The organism is Flavobacterium sp. EDS, assembly GCF_020991525.1.
GTDB lineage: Bacteria > Bacteroidota > Bacteroidia > Flavobacteriales > Flavobacteriaceae > Flavobacterium.
This window is the reverse complement of sequence record NZ_JAJMOZ010000003.1, coordinates 324,340-341,864: the sequence shown is the minus strand read 5'-3', so window position 1 is coordinate 341,864 and position 17,525 is coordinate 324,340. Positions and strand designations below refer to the sequence as shown.

At 31.3% G+C, this 17,525-nt stretch carries 19 protein-coding genes; 9 read left to right on the top strand and 10 right to left on the bottom strand.

The genetic code is table 11. The features are described from left to right. Positions 1-37: 37 nt before the first annotated feature. The 6 genes from LPB87_RS06885 to menD all read right to left on the bottom strand — a co-directional run bounded on the left by LPB87_RS06885 (position 38) and on the right by menD (position 6,657). Positions 38-715, bottom strand: coding sequence for a metal-dependent hydrolase (locus LPB87_RS06885; RefSeq protein ID WP_230605418.1), 678 nt, complete (start codon positions 713-715; stop codon positions 38-40). Between the two features lie 28 nt (positions 716-743). Then, a complete protein-coding gene (gene menA, locus LPB87_RS06880) occupies positions 744-1,706 on the bottom strand; it encodes a 1,4-dihydroxy-2-naphthoate octaprenyltransferase (protein WP_230605417.1) in 963 nt (320 codons plus the stop codon). A gap of 97 nt (positions 1,707-1,803) precedes the next feature. Further along, the gene (locus LPB87_RS06875) at positions 1,804-2,637 is read right to left on the bottom strand and encodes a 1,4-dihydroxy-2-naphthoyl-CoA synthase (protein WP_129538227.1); all 834 of its coding nucleotides are present in this window, start codon (positions 2,635-2,637) and stop codon (positions 1,804-1,806) included. A 718-nt stretch (positions 2,638-3,355) separates the two neighbouring features. Beyond that, positions 3,356-4,210: a S1-like domain-containing RNA-binding protein gene (locus tag LPB87_RS06870; protein WP_230605416.1), complete on the bottom strand. Its 855-nt coding sequence runs from the start codon at positions 4,208-4,210 to the stop codon at positions 3,356-3,358. Positions 4,211-4,559: 349 nt separating this feature from the next. Next, positions 4,560-4,901 (bottom strand): DUF2853 family protein, encoded by a 342-nt coding sequence (locus LPB87_RS06865; protein ID WP_129538225.1) that lies wholly within the window; start codon positions 4,899-4,901, stop codon positions 4,560-4,562. Positions 4,902-4,995: 94 nt separating this feature from the next. Next, a complete protein-coding gene (menD, locus tag LPB87_RS06860) occupies positions 4,996-6,657 on the bottom strand; it encodes a 2-succinyl-5-enolpyruvyl-6-hydroxy-3-cyclohexene-1-carboxylic-acid synthase (protein ID WP_230605472.1) in 1,662 nt (553 codons plus the stop codon). Positions 6,658-6,790: 133 nt separating this feature from the next. Between menD and LPB87_RS06855 the strand changes: the two genes are divergently transcribed. Further along, positions 6,791-7,960, top strand: a complete 1,170-nt coding sequence (locus LPB87_RS06855; protein ID WP_230605415.1) for a thioredoxin family protein — start codon at positions 6,791-6,793, stop codon at positions 7,958-7,960. A gap of 23 nt (positions 7,961-7,983) precedes the next feature. Next, positions 7,984-8,481, top strand: a complete 498-nt coding sequence (locus LPB87_RS06850; protein WP_129538223.1) for a GNAT family N-acetyltransferase — start codon at positions 7,984-7,986, stop codon at positions 8,479-8,481. A 25-nt stretch (positions 8,482-8,506) separates the two neighbouring features. Here the strand turns inward: LPB87_RS06850 and LPB87_RS06845 are convergent, their stop codons facing one another. The 4 genes from LPB87_RS06845 to LPB87_RS06830 form a co-directional block, all read right to left on the bottom strand. Continuing rightward, positions 8,507-8,875, bottom strand: a complete 369-nt coding sequence (locus tag LPB87_RS06845; protein WP_230605414.1) for a hypothetical protein — start codon at positions 8,873-8,875, stop codon at positions 8,507-8,509. A gap of 208 nt (positions 8,876-9,083) precedes the next feature. Beyond that, entirely contained in the window at positions 9,084-10,088 is a 1,005-nt protein-coding gene (locus LPB87_RS06840; RefSeq protein ID WP_129538221.1) for an AraC family transcriptional regulator, read from the bottom strand. After that, positions 10,088-11,071, bottom strand: a complete 984-nt coding sequence (locus tag LPB87_RS06835) for an AraC family transcriptional regulator (protein WP_230605413.1) — start codon at positions 11,069-11,071, stop codon at positions 10,088-10,090. Before LPB87_RS06835 ends, LPB87_RS06840 begins: the two co-directional genes overlap by 1 nt. A gap of 376 nt (positions 11,072-11,447) precedes the next feature. Beyond that, entirely contained in the window at positions 11,448-12,035 is a 588-nt protein-coding gene (locus tag LPB87_RS06830) for a glutathione peroxidase (protein WP_230605412.1), read from the bottom strand. Between the two features lie 586 nt (positions 12,036-12,621). On the opposite strand from LPB87_RS06830, the gene LPB87_RS06825 reads away from it, so the two are divergent. From LPB87_RS06825 to arsB, 7 genes are all read left to right on the top strand, one after another. Next, on the top strand, positions 12,622-13,152 hold the full coding sequence (locus LPB87_RS06825; protein WP_129538217.1) for a sigma-70 family RNA polymerase sigma factor: 531 nt from the start codon (positions 12,622-12,624) through the stop codon (positions 13,150-13,152). Next, positions 13,152-13,940: an anti-sigma factor gene (locus LPB87_RS06820; RefSeq protein WP_129538216.1), complete on the top strand. Its 789-nt coding sequence runs from the start codon at positions 13,152-13,154 to the stop codon at positions 13,938-13,940. The genes LPB87_RS06825 and LPB87_RS06820 overlap by 1 nt, the downstream gene beginning before the upstream one ends. A 102-nt stretch (positions 13,941-14,042) precedes the next feature. Further along, the gene (locus LPB87_RS06815) at positions 14,043-14,429 is read left to right on the top strand and encodes a DoxX family membrane protein (protein ID WP_129538215.1); all 387 of its coding nucleotides are present in this window, start codon (positions 14,043-14,045) and stop codon (positions 14,427-14,429) included. A 163-nt stretch (positions 14,430-14,592) separates the two neighbouring features. Next, entirely contained in the window at positions 14,593-14,925 is a 333-nt protein-coding gene (locus LPB87_RS06810; RefSeq protein WP_129538214.1) for a metalloregulator ArsR/SmtB family transcription factor, read from the top strand. Between the two features lie 18 nt (positions 14,926-14,943). Next, on the top strand, positions 14,944-15,429 hold the full coding sequence (locus tag LPB87_RS06805; protein WP_230605411.1) for a DUF6428 family protein: 486 nt from the start codon (positions 14,944-14,946) through the stop codon (positions 15,427-15,429). Positions 15,430-15,448: 19 nt separating this feature from the next. Next, positions 15,449-16,069 (top strand): protein-tyrosine-phosphatase, encoded by a 621-nt coding sequence (locus LPB87_RS06800; RefSeq protein ID WP_230605410.1) that lies wholly within the window; start codon positions 15,449-15,451, stop codon positions 16,067-16,069. Position 16,070: 1 nt separating this feature from the next. Then, on the top strand, positions 16,071-17,144 hold the full coding sequence (gene arsB / locus LPB87_RS06795; RefSeq protein WP_230605409.1) for an ACR3 family arsenite efflux transporter: 1,074 nt from the start codon (positions 16,071-16,073) through the stop codon (positions 17,142-17,144). Positions 17,145-17,525 lie beyond the last annotated feature (381 nt).

The window sequence follows — 17,525 nt, the reverse complement described above, 5'->3', positions numbered from 1 at the left end:
CCCTTAAATTACATCAGGATAACAAATACCATTCCGTTTATAATTCAATAGATTCTCCTATCTCAAGAAGCATTAAGTCTTTTCCTTTATCAAAAAACTTACGAATTGCTTCATCATGATTAATTTTAATATATCCAAAAGTATCAAAATGATACCCTAAAATTTTATCACATTCTATAAAATCTGATGCTATAATTGCATCTTCAACATCCATGGTAAAGTTATCTCCTATTGGCAAAATAGCTAAATCTAGCTTGGTACGCATCGGGATTAACTTCATATCCATTGTAAGTGCAGTATCTCCTGCTATATAGATGTTTTTGTGTTCGCCTTCAATTACAAATCCTCCTGGGTTTCCTCCGTTACTACCATCTGGAAATGAACTTGAATGTATCGCATTTACATATTTTACTCTCCCAAAATCAAATTGCCAGCTTCCTCCGTGATTCATTGGGTGAGCATTCAGTTCTCTTTGAGCAAAATAACTCGCAATTTCAGCATTAGAAACGATTACTGCTCCAGTACGTTTAGCAATTGCTTCAGCATCAAGGATATGATCTCCATGGGCATGCGTTAACAAGATATAATCGGCTTTTAATGTGTTACTATCGATATGTGAAGCCATTGGATTCCCCGAAATAAAAGGATCTACCAGAATGTGCTTTCCTCCTACTTCGATTCCTAATGAGGCATGACCGTAAAATGTAATTTTCATATGGATATAAATTTTAAGTTTAACATATTTATCTTCCTCCTAAGAAGAGATTTACAATAATGTCTGAAATTAATGAAATCATACACAAAGTCAATAATACTGAAAGTAAAAATGTACTTAGTGCTACTCTTTTTAATTCGGGATCTAATAACTTAGGTTCTTTATTTTTAGAAACTACCATTAAATGTTTTGTTAAAGGTATATAGGCTAACAAAAATAAGTATTGATCAAAATGATAATCGCTTAAAATAGCAAATACTACTACCGAAACCATTGCTCCAATAATTAAAAAATAATGGTATTTTTTAGCAGCCTGACCTCCCATTTTTACCACAATTGTGTTCTTTCCTGATTTTCTATCTGAGGCTTCGTCGCGCATATTATTTAGGTTTAAAACCCCTACACTCAATAATCCTATTGCTACTGCTGGTAAGATTAAAAGTGGATCTACTTCTTTTGAATATAAAAAATTCACTCCTAATGTACTTACTAATCCGAAGAATACAAATACAAATAAATCACCAAATCCTTTATATCCATAAGCTGAATTTCCTACTGTATAACGAATTGCTGAAATAATTGCTGCAATTCCTAACAATAAGAAAAAGATTGAATACACAAAGTTTGTTTCGCCAAAAGCAAAATAAATCAATGTTATTGCTGACAACAAAGTCAACATAGCAGTAATTATTATAGCTTTTTTCATGGCTTGTGGTGTTATTACACCGCTTTGTATGGCACGTTTAGGTCCTATTCTGTCTTGGTTATCGGTTCCTTTTACTCCATCACCATAATCATTGGCAAAATTGGATAAAACCTGTAATCCAAGGGTTGTTAACAGCGCAAAACCAAAGATTTTCCAATTAAAAACCTCTGTTGGCGTATAAACGTTTTCTGTGGGATTTGCCAAAGCATACATACTACCGACAATAATCCCTGAGACTGATAAAGGTAATGTTCTTAATCTAGCGGCTTCAATCCAATGTTTCATTCTGATTTTTTATTTAGTTTGTTTCAGGTTTCATGTTACACGTTTCAAGTTCAGAACCTGGAACCTGAAACCTAAAACATTTTTTAAACTTTTTTATTTATGGTAACCATTTGTTTTCGCCAAAATTAGGCTTTCTTTTTTCTAGGAAGGCATTTCTACCTTCTTTTGCTTCTTCAGTCATATAAGCCAAACGAGTTGCTTCTCCTGCAAAAACCTGTTGCCCAACCATACCATCATCTGTAAGGTTCATAGCAAATTTTAGCATTTTTATAGATGTTGGAGATTTTTGCAATATCTCTTGTGCCCACTCATAAGCTGTATCTTCTAGTTCATCATGAGGAATTACTGCATTTACCATTCCCATATCCATTGCTTCCTGAGCTGAGTAGTTGCGTCCTAAGAAGAAAATTTCACGTGCTTTTTTCTGCCCTACCATTTTGGCTAGATAAGCTGATCCATATCCACCATCAAAGCTAGTTACATCAGCATCTGTTTGCTTAAAAATGGCATGTTCTTTACTTGCCAATGTCATATCACAAACTACATGCAAACTATGTCCGCCACCTACTGCCCAACCTGGAACTACTGCAATAACAACTTTTGGCATAAAGCGAATTAAACGTTGTACCTCTAGAATATTTAAGCGGTGTTGCCCATCCTCTCCCACATATCCTTGATGTCCTCTTGCGTTTTGATCTCCTCCACTACAAAAAGAATACACTCCATCTTTAGTCGAAGGTCCTTCGGCTGACAATAAAACTACTCCTATCGAAGTGTCTTCTTGTGCATCGTAGAACGCTTGATATAATTCGGATGTTGTTTTTGGGCGAAATGCGTTGCGAACATTAGGTCTATTAAAGGCTATTCTTGCAACTCCATTACATTTTTTATAGGTTATATCTTCAAATTCTCTGACAGTAATCCAATCCATTAGATGCTATTTTTAATTAATTATAGTGTAAAAATAAATCATTTTTTACACTTTAGGCTATACATTTTTAATGAAGTCATTCCTTAAACAATTTTACTCAAATGTTAAAACTTGTTTTAAAATAAAAAACGATATTGTTTTATAGTGTATTTTGTTTTTTATTTTTATCTTTACAATCTATTAATCAATGCGATACACTATTTTCAGTACGCATTTAAGATTGATTTTCTTTCACTGATTTATTAACCTAAAAAATGATTTTTTGAGAAAATTTAAAAAATTTGTCGCTCATTTTTCTATGGTTTTAAATTTAAAAACCCTAGACCATGAGCAAATGAGAATAGCATTTGTCGAAATTGCAAAAAAGAGATAGTAACACCTACGGTTAACGAGGAAGATTTATTAAGCTACTCTAAGAATGAGTGTACATTATAGTTTAATCATCTTTTAAAATATTAAAAAATAAACCAAAGGTTCTGCCGTGAAATTAATTTTAGCATATACGTATTTGTTATCCTTATTTCCAGACAAACCCATCTGAAAAAGTAATAAATCACACGCAAGAAGAGTTAGTACAGTATTTATATTGTGTGATTCTATTCACTTTTCGCGATGACAGTAGATTTATTTTTATTTTTGTTTTTTTTAATTACAATTTTTTTTAAAACTAGAATAAAAAGAGAAAGGCTAATCATTACGATTAGCCTTTCTTGTTGTATTATTCTTTAACTAAATAGATTCCGTCTTCTTTAATCTCGATTAGTTTCTCTCTATAAAGTGCTCCAATAGCTTTTTTGAATGTTTTCTTACTCATTTTAAGCACCGTTTTAATATCTTCAGGATGTGAATTATCTGTAAGTCTTAAAAAACCACGACTCGCTCTTAATTCATCCAAAATCTTATCAGCATTTGGCTCGATACTTTGGTATCCTTGCACTTGCAATGAAACATCAATTTTATTGTCGGGTCTTATGTTTTTAATATAACCACGCATACGGTCTCCTGTACGAATAGCATCATCATAAACCTCATCTTTATAAAGTAACCCTTTATGTTTCTCATTGATGATTACATTGATTCCTATTTCAGTAATATGCGAAACAATTAAATCTACCTCTTCTCCTTTTTCAACTGTTAGGTTATCATTATTCAAGAATTGGTTTGTTTTACTAGAAGCTACTAAACGATTGGTTTTTTCGTCCATGTATAAATAAACCAAATAACGCTTTCCTTTTTCCATAGGACGCGCCTGTTCTTTAAATGGAACTAGAATATCTTTTTCCATTCCCCAATCCATAAAAGCACCAATCTGATTGATGTAGTTTACTCGTAAAAGTGCAAACTCATTTAGTAAAATATATGGTTCTAATGTTGTAGCAACCGGACGCTCTTCGTGATCTAAATAAACAAAAACAATAAGTTCTTCGCCTATTTCAAATTCATTTGGAACATATTTGTTTGGTAATAGTATGTCATGAATTCCTTCTGGATCTTTTTCTGGGTTACCCAAAAACAATCCTACTTTGGTATCACGTAATATAGTTAGTGTATTGTATTTTCCTATTTCAATCATCTTCTTTAAAGTTCTGTATTGCTATCTAAGCAAGTTTCTAAGTTGCAAAGGTACGAAGTTTGAATCTACCAAGGAAAAGTATTTATGAAGGATTCTTTATGTTAACTTTTCTAATCGTTTTGTTTTTTAATTAAACTTGAGATTATATTAATAAACTACAAATAAATGAAACCATAATCTCTTATTTATATCTTTACATTACTATTTCTTTCCCCTTTTATACAATCTCAAACAAATAATAACGATCCTGAAGCAAACGATGACGATTCTGGAGTTGTTGCAATAGACCTCAATTAACTTTCATTAAAAAAGCGCCTTTTGGGCGCTTTTATTATTTTATAATGAGATACTATTTATAAACACTTTCTTTTTTAAAGTGTTTCGTTAACAAATAATACACAACTGCTCTATATTTATTCTTGTTTGAGCGTCCATATTGTTCTAATACAGCATCGATTCCAGCATCTAAAGCTGGTGTATCTGGCAAGCCTAATTTCTTGATTAAAAAATTATTCTTTACGGTATCCAATTCCGATTTTTGCGTTCCTGCAACCGTTGCTGCATCTGCATTATATATTGACGGGCCACAACCAATAGTCACTTTTGTCAATAAATCCATATCTGGAGTTACACCACATTTGTCTTTTAAATCAGCAGCATACTTTACAATTAATTCGTCTCTTGCACTCATAAATAAAATTTTAATAGTTGATTAATAGTTGGTTTATACTCTCAAATTTAAGCTTTTATTCTATATATCGTGTTTATTTAAGACAAAAATAAGTTTACAATAATTCTTTAAAAAACTGAAGCAATATTTTGTCGTTTTCAAATGTTGGTGTGAAAATTTCTAGAATTGCTGGTGCTCCGTTTGTATTGTACAATGATTTTAATCCCAATTGTAATGCATTTTCATCATCAGCCTTTATATAAGTCATTTTAAACATTCTTGCCATATACTCGGCCGTTAAATGATGTGATGTTTCAAAAAAGGTATTAAACACTGGTTGCTCCTGATGTCCTGGCAAAATACGGAAGATTCCTCCTCCCCCATTGTTTACGATTATAATTTTAAAATCATTCGGAATATAACTATTCCATAAAGCATTACTATCATACAAGAAACTAATGTCTCCTGTAATAAAAACTGCTGGCTTAGGATTGCCTACTGCGGCTCCTATAGCTGTTGATGTACTACCATCGATACCACTCGTACCACGATTACAGAAAACATCTATCGATGAGTCTATGTCGATTAATTGTGCATATCGAATAGCCGAACTATTACTTATTTGTAATTGACTGTTTTTTGGCAATGATTCAATTACTTTTTCGAAGACCTTAAAATCTGAAAATGGAATCTTTCCTAAATATTCCTGTGCTCTTACTTTTCTTAAATCATTTATTTTTTCAATTTTTGAAAAGTAATCACTTTCAATAGATTCCGTTTGAGGCAAAAATGCTTCGAAGAAATCATTTGGATTTGTTTTTATATGATTTGGTGAAGCTCCAAATGTATCATACGCTCTTAACGTATCTATATGCCAATGTTGCTTTGGTTTGTACTTTCGTAGAAATGCTTTGATGCGTTTAGAAACTATCATTCCTCCAAAAGTGATTAAAATTTCTGGTTGGAAATCTTCAAAATCTGCTGGTGTAAACGGCGTAATTAAAGTATCGATACTATTTACAAAACTCGGATGATGCAAGTTAGATGTTGTTTCGGTTAAAACAACTACTGATTCATCATTGGCTAATCTTTCAATTATTTTTTGATTAATAGTATGTGGCTCATTTACTCCTACAAGTACCATCTTACGAGTCGATTTATTCCAATCAGCAACCATATTAGCTATAGCTGCTATTGCTTCTGACTGGTTTTCTTTTACGTAAGTGTCTATTATTGGGCTAACAGTAAGTTCTGAAACTGTTTCGTATAGCGGTTCTTCGAATGGTGCATTAATATGTACTGGCCCTTTTTGTATTCTGGCTGTATCTATTGCTTCGTTGATTTTCTTATCATTTTCTGGCGAGACATCTTCATGCAAATTAGCATTATACAAGGAGTGATTGCTATATACATTTTCTTGTCGAATGGTTTGCCCATCACCTATATCTATTTTACTTTGCGGACGATCTGCTGAGATTACAATTAACGGTATCTGGCTATAAAATGCTTCTGCAAAAGCGGGATAATAATTTAGCAATGCTGAGCCAGAAGTACAAACCAAAGCTGTTGGCTGATGGGTTTGCTGAGCAATTCCTAATGCAAAAAATGCAGCACATCTTTCGTCTGCAATACTATAACACTGAAAGGCTGGGTTACTAACAAATCCTATGGTTAAAGGTGCATTTCGCGACCCAGGAGATATAATTATATTGGTGATTCCTTTTTCTAAACAAATTTGAATGATACTCTGTGCAAGTGGTATTTTGGGGTAAATCATTTTTTCGAAATTATAAAACACAAAGTTAATGAGTTCAGACATGATTTAGGGTATAAATAACAATATATTACCATCTACTTATAGAAAAAGGAAATATATTTGTAAAAATTGTCTTTAATAAAACTGAAGAATTATGCGCTTTATTTATCTATCGTTACTCCTACTTTTTATACATACAGGAAATGCTCAAAATCAATTCATTCATGATGACATTTCATACAAAGATGCTTTAGTAAAGGCGAAACAAGAAAGCAAACCTGTATTTATTATGCTTTATGCTAATTGGTGCCCGCATTGCAATGCTATGAAGAATGGTACTTTAAAAGATGCTACAGTAATGGCTTTTTTAAAAGACAATTACATTTGTGTTTGGAAAGATATTGATAAAGAAGAAGGGCTTGCTTTAAAAACTAAGTTTGACACTAAATCATTACCTAGTTTTTTAATTGTTGATTCTAATGAAACTGTTTTATATAATTTGAAAGGCGAAATAAAAACTGTTGCATTCTTAAACGAAATCAAAAACGCTTTAAATCCTAAAATGCAATTGCCTTATTTGGAGTCTGTATTCATGGCTGACCCAAGTAATCCTAATAAATGTTTGGCATACTTGACTACATTGAGAAAAGGTCGTGAAAGAGTCGATTTATCCAAAGCCACTCATACCTATCTTGCCACACAATCGGATGCTCAATTACTTACTGAAATAAACTGGCGTATTATTGCTAATGGCGTAAGTGATATCAAATCACATGAATTTCAATATGTATTGCAACATCAAAAGGAATTTGGAAATGTTGTTTCTCCAGATCGTGTAGAGAAAAAGATAATTAATATTGTAACTGAATTACTTCGTCCTTATACTGAAAGTCTTGATACCATTAACTATTACAAACAAAGAGAAATTGCCAAAACGATCCGTCTTCAAAAAACTGATTCTCTTATTTTCTCTTATGATTTAACAATTGCTGAAAGAAGTACCAATTGGAAGTATTATAACAAAACTGCTTTAGATGGAACTCAAAAATATGTATGGAATAGTCCAAATACTCTTAAAGAAATTGGACAAGTTTACCTAAAAAACATCACTGATACTGAAAGCCTTAAAAAATCTATCGAATGGGTAAAACGTTCATTAGAACTAAATGATGCTTACGATGGTAATTTATTATTAGCGCGTCTTTATATTAAAGTTAAAGACAAAAAATCAGCTTTAGTTTATGCTAAAAAGGCTAAAGCTATTTGCAAAGAAATGGATTGGGACTCGAAAGATGCTGATGTTTTATTAGCCGAACTTAAATAAAACTACAAATAATACAACTCAATATGTCTGTTACAATTCGACCAGCAACTTCTCAGGATTTAGTAAAGATCCTTGATATTGTTAACTATTCTATTTTACATACCACTGCAAATTACAGCTACGAAACTCAGACGATCGAAGTTCAGAAAAAATGGTTTGAAGATAAAAACTCTAAAAACTTACCTGTTATTGTTGCTGAGCTGGATGGTGAAGTTATTGGTTTTGGCAGTTATGGTCCGTTTAGAGAAAAAATTGGATATCAATACACTATAGAGCATTCTGTTTATGTAACTGATAATATAATTGGGAAAGGTATTGGCTCTAAATTATTGACTGAATTAATTCGCCTAGCCAAAGAGCAAAATTATCATGTTATGATTGGTGCAATTGACGCTGATAATGCCGGAAGCATTAAGTTTCATGAAAAATTTGGTTTTGTAGCAACTGGAACTATCCGTGAAGTAGGTTACAAATTTGATCATTGGCTTGATCTGATTTTCATGCAGTTAATACTTAAATAAAAATTTACATTTAATAATACGGTGCCTAATTAATGTAAGCGTCTGAATAAGTATGAAGTGCCATTTGAAAGTTATTTATTAATTCTTCTCGTGAAGCAGAAATATCCAATAAACTAATATCATCAATATTTTTAAATTTGCACAATACTTCTTTATTAAAACTACAGACTACAATAGGCACCCCTTTTCTTTGCAATTTAATAAAGTCAAATAAGTCCTCTCCTGAATAAACAATGAAAAAAATAAACGAATATTCCTCTTGTATATTGTCAAAATTATCTTCTGGACTAAACTTTTTATAGACTTTAAAATTAATATCTTTTCCAAATTGCTTTTTCAAAAATCTGGAAAAACCATGTTGATTATCATATACTAATACCTCTTTTGTCTCCATTTTATTTACTTACTATTCCCCATTTTGCAATTAATTCACTTGCTCTTTATTCCCTTTTAGAAAAGATACAAAATAACCGATTTCTTTTAGGAGAATATGTTTAAAAAACAACAAATTAAGACATATTTTAACCGTTAAGTGATTTTTCAACAAACAACAGTCGGAAAAAATCAAAATAAATACGAATTATTCATTAGCATAATACAATTTAAAAAGTAGCCTTAATGAAATCATCAGAAGGTTTTCTTCCGAATTGCTGAAAATACATTGAAGTAAAATAACTTAATTTGTCATAATTTAATTCATGTGAAATATCTATGAGGGAATCAAACTTTCCGCTTTTAAGCAGTTCATTGGCAAGAATCATTTTTTCTCTTAAAAAGAAATGATTTGGAGTACTAATAAACATTTTTTTGAACAAAGACATATATTTTGAGACTGACATTCCTGCCATATCAGCTAAAAATTCGATTCCAGGAAATCCTTTATATAGATTTTCTAATAAATAATCTTTTGTAGTATTTAAAACTTCAGCTTCTTTTTCTGGCACATAATGAAGCATGGGTAATGGATTTGAATAACGATCAATAAATGTTGCCAATAGCCTAAGTGCAACTCCCCGCAAATATATTTCGAAAGCTGGATCTAGGAAAGACTTATTTTTTATAGCATGCATAATAACCTTGCTTTTACTATCAATATGATCATAAAAGAAAAGCGTATTTTTTCCACTTTTTATTTTACGCTTATTTGAATCTCTTATAACGCCATTTGCAACTGTAAATTTCAATAAGTCTTTGGCTACCAATAATCGCATAGCAAAAACCCGTTCTCCTACAACAGGCTGAAAAACATTATCAATAGCGTTGTCAAACACACCCAAACCTAAATTAGCTTTATATCCAATTTTATGCTTTATCCCCTGAACATGAATCAAATTCATTTTATCACTAAAATCATAATGAATTATATATAAGTCATCTTCTGATTTGATTCTTTTTATCAGAATGGGTTCTTTAAATATTAAATCCCAAATTACAACCGAAAGCCCAGGCATAACTTCTGTATAATAAAAACCGCCATCAGCAACATCTTTAGGCATCTGTAAAAACTTATCTTCAATTAGCGCTGCTCCTAACCTCTCAATAAGTTGTTTTGCAAGTTCTTTTTGCCATACAGATGTTAAAGTATATGTGTGACTAATTTCTATCATTACTGTAATTGTTTAATAAACTCTTTTGGTGACATCCCATAAAAATCTCTAAATTTTGCTGTAAAATAGGAATTGTTAGTAAAATTTAATTCGTTCGAAACTTGGGTAATCGTCAACTGTTTCTCTATCAAAAGACGTTTAGCTTCAATAAGTTTATTATTAAGAAAAAAAGAATTTGGAGTCATTCCGGTAATCTTTTTAAATAATTTTTTATATTTAGTCTCTGACATATTTGCCTCTTGCGCTAAAAAAACAATACTTGGAAAAATCTGATTTAAATTTTCAATTAAATAGGCTTGAGATTTTATAATTCCTTCTAAATCTTTTTCATTAACTCTATCAACTACAATTTCATCAAGGACCATCTTTTCAATATATTCAGCCAAAAGATTTTGTACAACTCCTTTAAGATGAAGAGCAAAAGACTCCCCTTCTAACTTTTGAGAGCGCAAATTCATCAGAAGATTATAACTTTCATTACTCATTCTGGTAAATTTGACGATCGTATTTAATTTAGAATCTAAAATTTCTTCCGCATGCATTTTTATTGATGGGTTATTTTCTAAATATCCTTTTATTACTTCTTTTTTAATAAAAATATTTAGGGCAAATGTCTTACTTCCTGGTTTAACAATATAATCAGAACTTAATGTACTATCAATAATAACTAAATTATAATTCCATCTACCAATTGGATTCTCTCCATCGCCTAATAATAAAACAGCCTCTCCTTCAGTAAGATTATAATACATCCCTATAAAGTCATCTGTTTTGTTTTCTTGTCTGAAGTGAATTTCTGAATGGTATAAAACATCTATATAAAGTACTGAAATTCCAAAGTCACAACTCAAGAAATACCTTTCTCCTGTATGAATATAATCTGGAACTATGATAAAATTACTATCAACTCTTCCTTCCAATTGTATCGCTAGAGGTTCTACCCAATCTAACTCCACTCCATAATGATGTATAATTTTTTTCATAAATATTGTTTACAAGCTTTTTACATAATACAAAACAAAATTATCATGTATTAAAGTAATCAAAAAAAACTGTTCAATTAATGGTAGTAGTATTGTTTTTTGCTTTTATTCTCTAGAAAATTTTAGAGTGCAAAATGAAACAATATTTATGGTTTAATACGTTAAAAAAATATCAGATTAAGACATTTCTTAAACACATAACAAATCTTTATTAGCCATAAATTAAGTTATGTTTCGTAAATGTATAAATTATCTATATACGTATTACAAAAAATGAATATACTAATACAGGTTATGTTTCAGAAGGTATTTTATTAATAAAAAAAGCGATTTCCAATATCCTGAAAATCGCTTTTGAATTAGTTTTTTTGATGAATTAACTTTTAATCCAATTGATTATCTCTGGATCTGTTGGTACCGTTTTAGGATGAATTACTTTTACCAATTCTCCTTTTTCATTAATTAGATATTTCTGGAAGTTCCACTCTACTTCTGAGTCTTGCAATCCATTTTTAGATTTTTGAGTCAAAAATTGATATACTTCGTTCATATCATCCCCTTTTACTGAGATTTTGTCCATCATAGGAAAAGTTACACCATAGTTTTGCTGACAAAAAGCACCAATCTCTTCATTTGTTCCTGGTTCTTGTGATGCAAAATTATTTGCAGGAAACCCAACAATTACAAAACCTTTATCTTTATATTCTTTGTAAATAGCTTCTAAATCTTTGTATTGTGGTGTTAATCCACATTTTGAAGCTGTATTTACAATCATTATTTTTTTCCCTTTTAAAGAAGCAAAATCAAATGGATTCCCTGATAAATCTTCTACTTTAAACTGATAAATAGTTTGCTTTTCCATAGTGCTTTCACTTTTGTTATTTTTATTTTTCTTTGTTTGCGCTTGATTCTGACAACTGAATAAAATCATAGCACCGCAGAATAGAAACAATAATCTTTTCATAATTAAATTTTTTATAAAATTAATCAAAATTGATTTACCTGATTTCATTCTTCACTTTATTTTATGATTGAACAATTGTTAATTAACCAAAGAAGCCTGATGCATATAAACATCAGGCTTCCTTAACAAACAAATTAAATTATTATCATTAAAACTTTCTTTTACAAAGGAGCCTTTAGCTATATACTCCTTTTGCAAAACCATAAAATTAGGAAAGAGGCTTCCAAATTCGTTCCTTCATCTTTTACCTCTAGAAGCAGGCTAAATATTATCCCCCATATTTGCCTTTATTGTTCTAAAATCTCATTAGAATGGAAACCTATCTCCCTATTCAATCAATTATTCAAGTCTAAATTATCCCCCATTCAGACTATCATAATGTACATATACGAGATTAGTTTACGCATGGTTTTAAAAAACATAAAAAAAGTTAATATATTATACTTTATATACTTATAAAAGCATTCTGATTATAAATAAATTACTATTTCTTTAAATTTTTAAATTATATTTATACCAGCTTTAACAATATTTATAGTTTTTTAAAATAAAAAAGACAAATTTGTTCACCCTAAATCTACAAAATATGAGTCAAGACGAATTATTGGTATTAATTTATAAGAAAGATGAAAAAGCTTTTACCTATCTATACGATATGTATTCTAAAAGTTTATTTGCCGTTATCAATGTTCTTATAAAAAACAGAGAAGAAGCTGAAGATGTACTTCAGGAAGTATTTGTGAAAATCTGGAAAAACATCGATACTTACCACGAAAGCAAAGGTCGATTTTATACTTGGATCCTTAATATTGCTCGAAATTCGTCTATTGACAAACTTCGTTCTAAAAACTTTAATAACAGTCAAAAAAACCTTTCATCAGATAATTTCGTACATCTATTAGACGACAGTAATAAACTCGTCAACAAAATCGATACTATTGGAATTCATGAGTTTGTAAAAAAACTCAAACCAAAATGTATTGCGATAATTGATTTATTATTCTTTAAAGGATATACCCAACAAGAAGCTTCAGAAGAGTTGGCGATACCTTTAGGAACTATAAAAACGCAAAACAGAAACTGTATTAATGACTTACGAATTTATTTGAAATTATAATGGAAACAAAAGAATATATAGAATCCGGTATTTTAGAGCTTTATGTTTATGGATTACTTAGCGAATCTGAAAGTATGGAAGTAGCTGCTATGGCAAAAAAACATGTCGAAATTAACAATGAAATTATAGCCATCGAAAAAGCAATTGTAGCACTATCTTCTAGCTTTTCACCTTTTCATTCGGTAGCTAATTTTGAAAAAATTAAAGCGAAACTAGAACTTAAACATGGTAAAGTTGTCGATATGAAGCCAGCTTCTACTTGGTCACAATATGTAGGTTGGGCCGCTGCTGTACTCTTCTTACTAGGTTTTGCTTACCAGTATGTACAACTCACTCAAACCAAGCAAGCAATAGCGATTGTTGGGAGTGAAAAAGACAAATTGAAAAATGATTATGCACTTTTAGATCAAGAAAATAAAGTTACTGCGCAAAGCTTGGCCATTGTAAGAGACATAAAAAACACTGGAGTTACCCTAGGTGGACAAGCTGTAGCACCTCAATCATATGCTAAAGCCTATTGGAATAAAGATACCAAAGTAACCTATATTGATGCTGCTGGTTTACCAAAACCTCCAAAAGGAAAAGTATATCAAGTATGGGCACTTAAACTTAGTCCAGTACTTACACCTACAAGCATTGGTTTATTAAGTGATTTTGATTCTAATAGTCAAAAATTATTCAAAGTAGAAGATACTGGCTATGCTGAAGCTTTTGGAATTACTCTTGAACCTGAAGGCGGAAGCCCAAGTCCTACAATGGATCAATTGTACACTTTAGGAAAGGTATAAAAAATAACCTATCACAAAATTAAAACGCATATTTAAATAAATTAATATGCGTTTTTTATTATTTTAAAATTCCATTCAACCAATACTAAACCAATTCAATTTATGAACAGTACTTTAATTTTAAGAATTGCCGTAGCTATTATTCTACTTACTCACAGTGTTTTTGGAATATTTGATAATGGCATTAATGATTTTGGAAACCTCTATTTAAACCAAATTGGGTTCGCTCCTCTTGGTGTATTCCTCGCCTGGTCGATAAAGCTATCACATATTGTTGCAGCTGTTCTTCTGCTTGCTAATAAGTACATCAACTTTGCTGCAATTATTACTATTTTAGTACTTATTATGGGAATTATTTTAGTTCATTTTCAAGAAGGCTGGTTTGTTGTAGGTGGTGGCAGAAACGGAATGGAATATAACTTTTTATTGATTTGCGTATTATTAGCAATTATGTTTCCAAATGGAATCATTAAAGGTTCTGAGAAATAAAGTCTTCTTCTTAAGGTACAAAGAGGCAAAGTTCCGATAGGTATCAGAACTTTGTAACTTAGTACCTCAGAACCTTTAAGAAAACCTTAGTAACTTAAAAAAAATATAAAATTCTTTTTTTATAAAAATCTATATCGTAATATTGCAATATAAAAATATAACCATGGGAGCTACTAAAACAGATTTCTTTACTGACAATCAAAACGAACTGGCTATTCTGGCAAAAGCACTAGGACATCCTGCAAGAATTGCCATTATAGAATATTTATTAAAGGTAAATGCATGCATTTGCGGTGATATTGTAAACGAATTACCACTTTCCCAGCCTACCATTTCTCAACATCTTAAAGAGCTTAAAAATGCTAATTTGATAAAAGGAAGTATCGAGGGAAACGCAATTTGCTATTGTATTAACGAATCTGGATTTGAAAAAATCAAGGTCTTTTTCCAACATGTTACAGCACATTTGGAGAAAAGAAATAATGAATGCTGTTAAATATTAAAAATAAAAACTATGAAACTTTCAGAAATTAAAAACATTTTAAAAACTGTTGAAGCTATTAATTTTCAGCTTCCAAATGGGAATTATGTACCCGAGTATTTTCACGTTACCGAAGTTGGTTTGATAACCAAGAATTTTATAGATTGTGGAGGAACGGTACGTAAAGAAACGGTTGTAAACTTTCAGCTTTGGGATGCTAATGATTACGAGCATAGATTAAAACCTCAAAAACTGGTTCATATTATCGAACTTTCAGAAAAGGTTTTGATTCCGACAGCTATCGGAATGGAAGATTTTGAAATTGAAGTCGAATATCAAGATACTACTATCGGCAAATACGATTTAGACTTTAACGGTAAAGATTTTCTTTTATTAAATAAACAAACGGCTTGCCTTGCTATGGATCAATGTGGAATTCCATCGGAAAAACAAAAAGTAAATCTTTCGGATATATCAAATCAATCTAAATCTTGTACTCCGGGCGGAGGCTGTTGCTAATTTTTTAAATATCTTAAATATGCGCACACTCTTTCCTGAAATCGAAAACACAATTGGTTCTTTTGATTTTAAAAATATTCCTCCTGAGCGTAAAAGTATTTTGCTTCCTTTGATTGTCTTTATACAAAACAGAGTGAATACGCTACAAGAAATTAGACTTCATTTTATTTGCACTCACAATTCGAGAAGAAGTCATTTGGCACAAGTTTGGGCTCAGACCGCTGCGGCATATTTTGATATAAAAAATGTTTCTTGTTATTCAGGAGGGACTGAAGCAACTGCTTTATTTCCTGTGGTAGCTAAAACGCTAAAAGAATCGGGTTTTAAAATAGAAATTATTTCGGAAGGCAAAAATTCCATCTACTCAATAAAATTTGCTTCGAATAAACATCCCATTATTGGTTTTTCTAAAACCTATGATGCTAGTTTCAATCCTGAGAATGAATTTGCAGCTATAATGACGTGTTCGCAGGCCGATGATGACTGTCCGTTTATTGCTGGTGCTGAAAAACGTATTCCAATTACGTATGATGATCCGAAAGCATTTGATAATACACCTCAACAATTCGAAAAATACCAGGAACGCAGTGCACAAATTGCTACCGAAATGTTTTATGTTTTCTCACAAATAAACAAATAATATGTCTGCTAACACTTGCGTCCCAACAGCCGAAAGAAAAAAGCTTGGTTTTCTAGACCGTTTTTTAACACTTTGGATTTTTCTTGCCATGGCTATAGGAGTTTCCATTGGTTATTTTATTCCTTCTAGCGGAGATTTTATTAATTCTTTTTCTAGCGGAACGACCAATATACCCCTCGCAATTGGATTAATATTAATGATGTATCCTCCATTGGCAAAAGTTAAGTACGAACTCATGGGTGAAGTTTTTAAAAACATTCGCATACTGGGTGCTTCTCTATTTCTTAATTGGATTGTAGGCCCTTTTTTAATGTTTGGCTTGGCTTTATTATTCTTAAATGGTTATCCTGAATATATGATTGGTTTAATCCTAATAGGATTAGCCAGATGTATTGCGATGGTTGTAGTATGGAATGACCTCGCTGATGGAAATCGTGAATACGCAGCAGGTTTAATCGCACTTAACAGTATTTTTCAAGTTTTACTTTATAGTGTTTATGCTTGGTTTTTTATTACTGTTTTACCTCCTTATTTTGGTTATACTGGTTTTAATATAAACATCTCAATTCTTCAAATTGCCGAAAGCGTTAGTATTTATTTAGGCATTCCTTTTGCACTTGGTATTGGCAGTCGCTATATCCTTATTAAGCTAAAAGGAATCGTTTGGTTTGAAACTAAATATATTCCCAAAATTTCACCTATTACGCTAATTGCATTATTGTTCACCATCTTAATCATGTTCAGTCTAAAAGGAGAATTAATTGTACAAATTCCAATGGATGTAATACGAATTGCTATTCCACTGATTCTTTATTTTGTAATAATGTTTGTATTTAGCTTTTTTACTGGCAAGTATTTTGGTGCTGACTATTCTAAAGCTACTGCAATTGCATTTACTGCTACTGGAAACAATTTTGAACTTGCAATTGCTGTCGCCATTGGTGTTTTCGGTATTAATAGTGGACAGGCTTTTGCTGGCGTAATCGGACCTCTTGTTGAAGTCCCTGCCTTAATTGCTTTGGTTAATGTTGCTTTTTGGTTTAAAAAAGTTTCTTTTAAAAACTCAGAGGTTTAAAGTAACAAAGGCATCTTTTAAAGTGCTGAGGTACTAAGCTACAACGTTCCGATAGCTATCGGAACAAAGGCTGTTTAGCTGGTGTGTATAACTCTTTGCAATAATGCTTTCTAAACTTTGCGTTTAATTTCACATTTAAAAGCAGACACAATCTTATCATCCTAACACAGAAAAGATCTCCCATTGATACGATACAGTTTGGAGAGCCATTACTACATCAATTTACTATTTTCGAACTTTCGTTTCTCAATAACTGCTACAGATTTATATTGATTGTTTAATCATGAAAACGAATACCCTAGCCCTGATGGAAACGGCATCCTTTTTATTTTTTCTTTAAAAATAAAAAGATATAGTGTACAGCAGGAAGTAGCTACTAAT

What these genes read in the sequence shown, in the direction of transcription:
- LPB87_RS06885 (WP_230605418.1), bottom strand. Translation starts at nt 715, where the DNA reads ATGAAAATTACATTTTACGGTCATGCCTCATTAGGAATCGAAGTAGGA.
- menA (WP_230605417.1), bottom strand. Translation starts at nt 1,706, where the DNA reads ATGAAACATTGGATTGAAGCCGCTAGATTAAGAACATTACCTTTATCA.
- LPB87_RS06875 (WP_129538227.1), bottom strand. Translation starts at nt 2,637, where the DNA reads ATGGATTGGATTACTGTCAGAGAATTTGAAGATATAACCTATAAAAAA.
- LPB87_RS06870 (WP_230605416.1), bottom strand. Translation starts at nt 4,210, where the DNA reads ATGATTGAAATAGGAAAATACAATACACTAACTATATTACGTGATACC.
- LPB87_RS06865 (WP_129538225.1), bottom strand. Translation starts at nt 4,901, where the DNA reads ATGAGTGCAAGAGACGAATTAATTGTAAAGTATGCTGCTGATTTAAAA.
- menD (WP_230605472.1), bottom strand. Translation starts at nt 6,657, where the DNA reads ATGATTTACCCCAAAATACCACTTGCACAGAGTATCATTCAAATTTGT.
- LPB87_RS06855 (WP_230605415.1), top strand. Translation starts at nt 6,791, where the DNA reads ATGCGCTTTATTTATCTATCGTTACTCCTACTTTTTATACATACAGGA.
- LPB87_RS06850 (WP_129538223.1), top strand. Translation starts at nt 7,984, where the DNA reads ATGTCTGTTACAATTCGACCAGCAACTTCTCAGGATTTAGTAAAGATC.
- LPB87_RS06845 (WP_230605414.1), bottom strand. Translation starts at nt 8,875, where the DNA reads ATGGAGACAAAAGAGGTATTAGTATATGATAATCAACATGGTTTTTCC.
- LPB87_RS06840 (WP_129538221.1), bottom strand. Translation starts at nt 10,088, where the DNA reads ATGATAGAAATTAGTCACACATATACTTTAACATCTGTATGGCAAAAA.
- LPB87_RS06835 (WP_230605413.1), bottom strand. Translation starts at nt 11,071, where the DNA reads ATGAAAAAAATTATACATCATTATGGAGTGGAGTTAGATTGGGTAGAA.
- LPB87_RS06830 (WP_230605412.1), bottom strand. Translation starts at nt 12,035, where the DNA reads ATGAAAAGATTATTGTTTCTATTCTGCGGTGCTATGATTTTATTCAGT.
- LPB87_RS06825 (WP_129538217.1), top strand. Translation starts at nt 12,622, where the DNA reads ATGAGTCAAGACGAATTATTGGTATTAATTTATAAGAAAGATGAAAAA.
- LPB87_RS06820 (WP_129538216.1), top strand. Translation starts at nt 13,152, where the DNA reads ATGGAAACAAAAGAATATATAGAATCCGGTATTTTAGAGCTTTATGTT.
- LPB87_RS06815 (WP_129538215.1), top strand. Translation starts at nt 14,043, where the DNA reads ATGAACAGTACTTTAATTTTAAGAATTGCCGTAGCTATTATTCTACTT.
- LPB87_RS06810 (WP_129538214.1), top strand. Translation starts at nt 14,593, where the DNA reads ATGGGAGCTACTAAAACAGATTTCTTTACTGACAATCAAAACGAACTG.
- LPB87_RS06805 (WP_230605411.1), top strand. Translation starts at nt 14,944, where the DNA reads ATGAAACTTTCAGAAATTAAAAACATTTTAAAAACTGTTGAAGCTATT.
- LPB87_RS06800 (WP_230605410.1), top strand. Translation starts at nt 15,449, where the DNA reads ATGCGCACACTCTTTCCTGAAATCGAAAACACAATTGGTTCTTTTGAT.
- arsB (WP_230605409.1), top strand. Translation starts at nt 16,071, where the DNA reads ATGTCTGCTAACACTTGCGTCCCAACAGCCGAAAGAAAAAAGCTTGGT.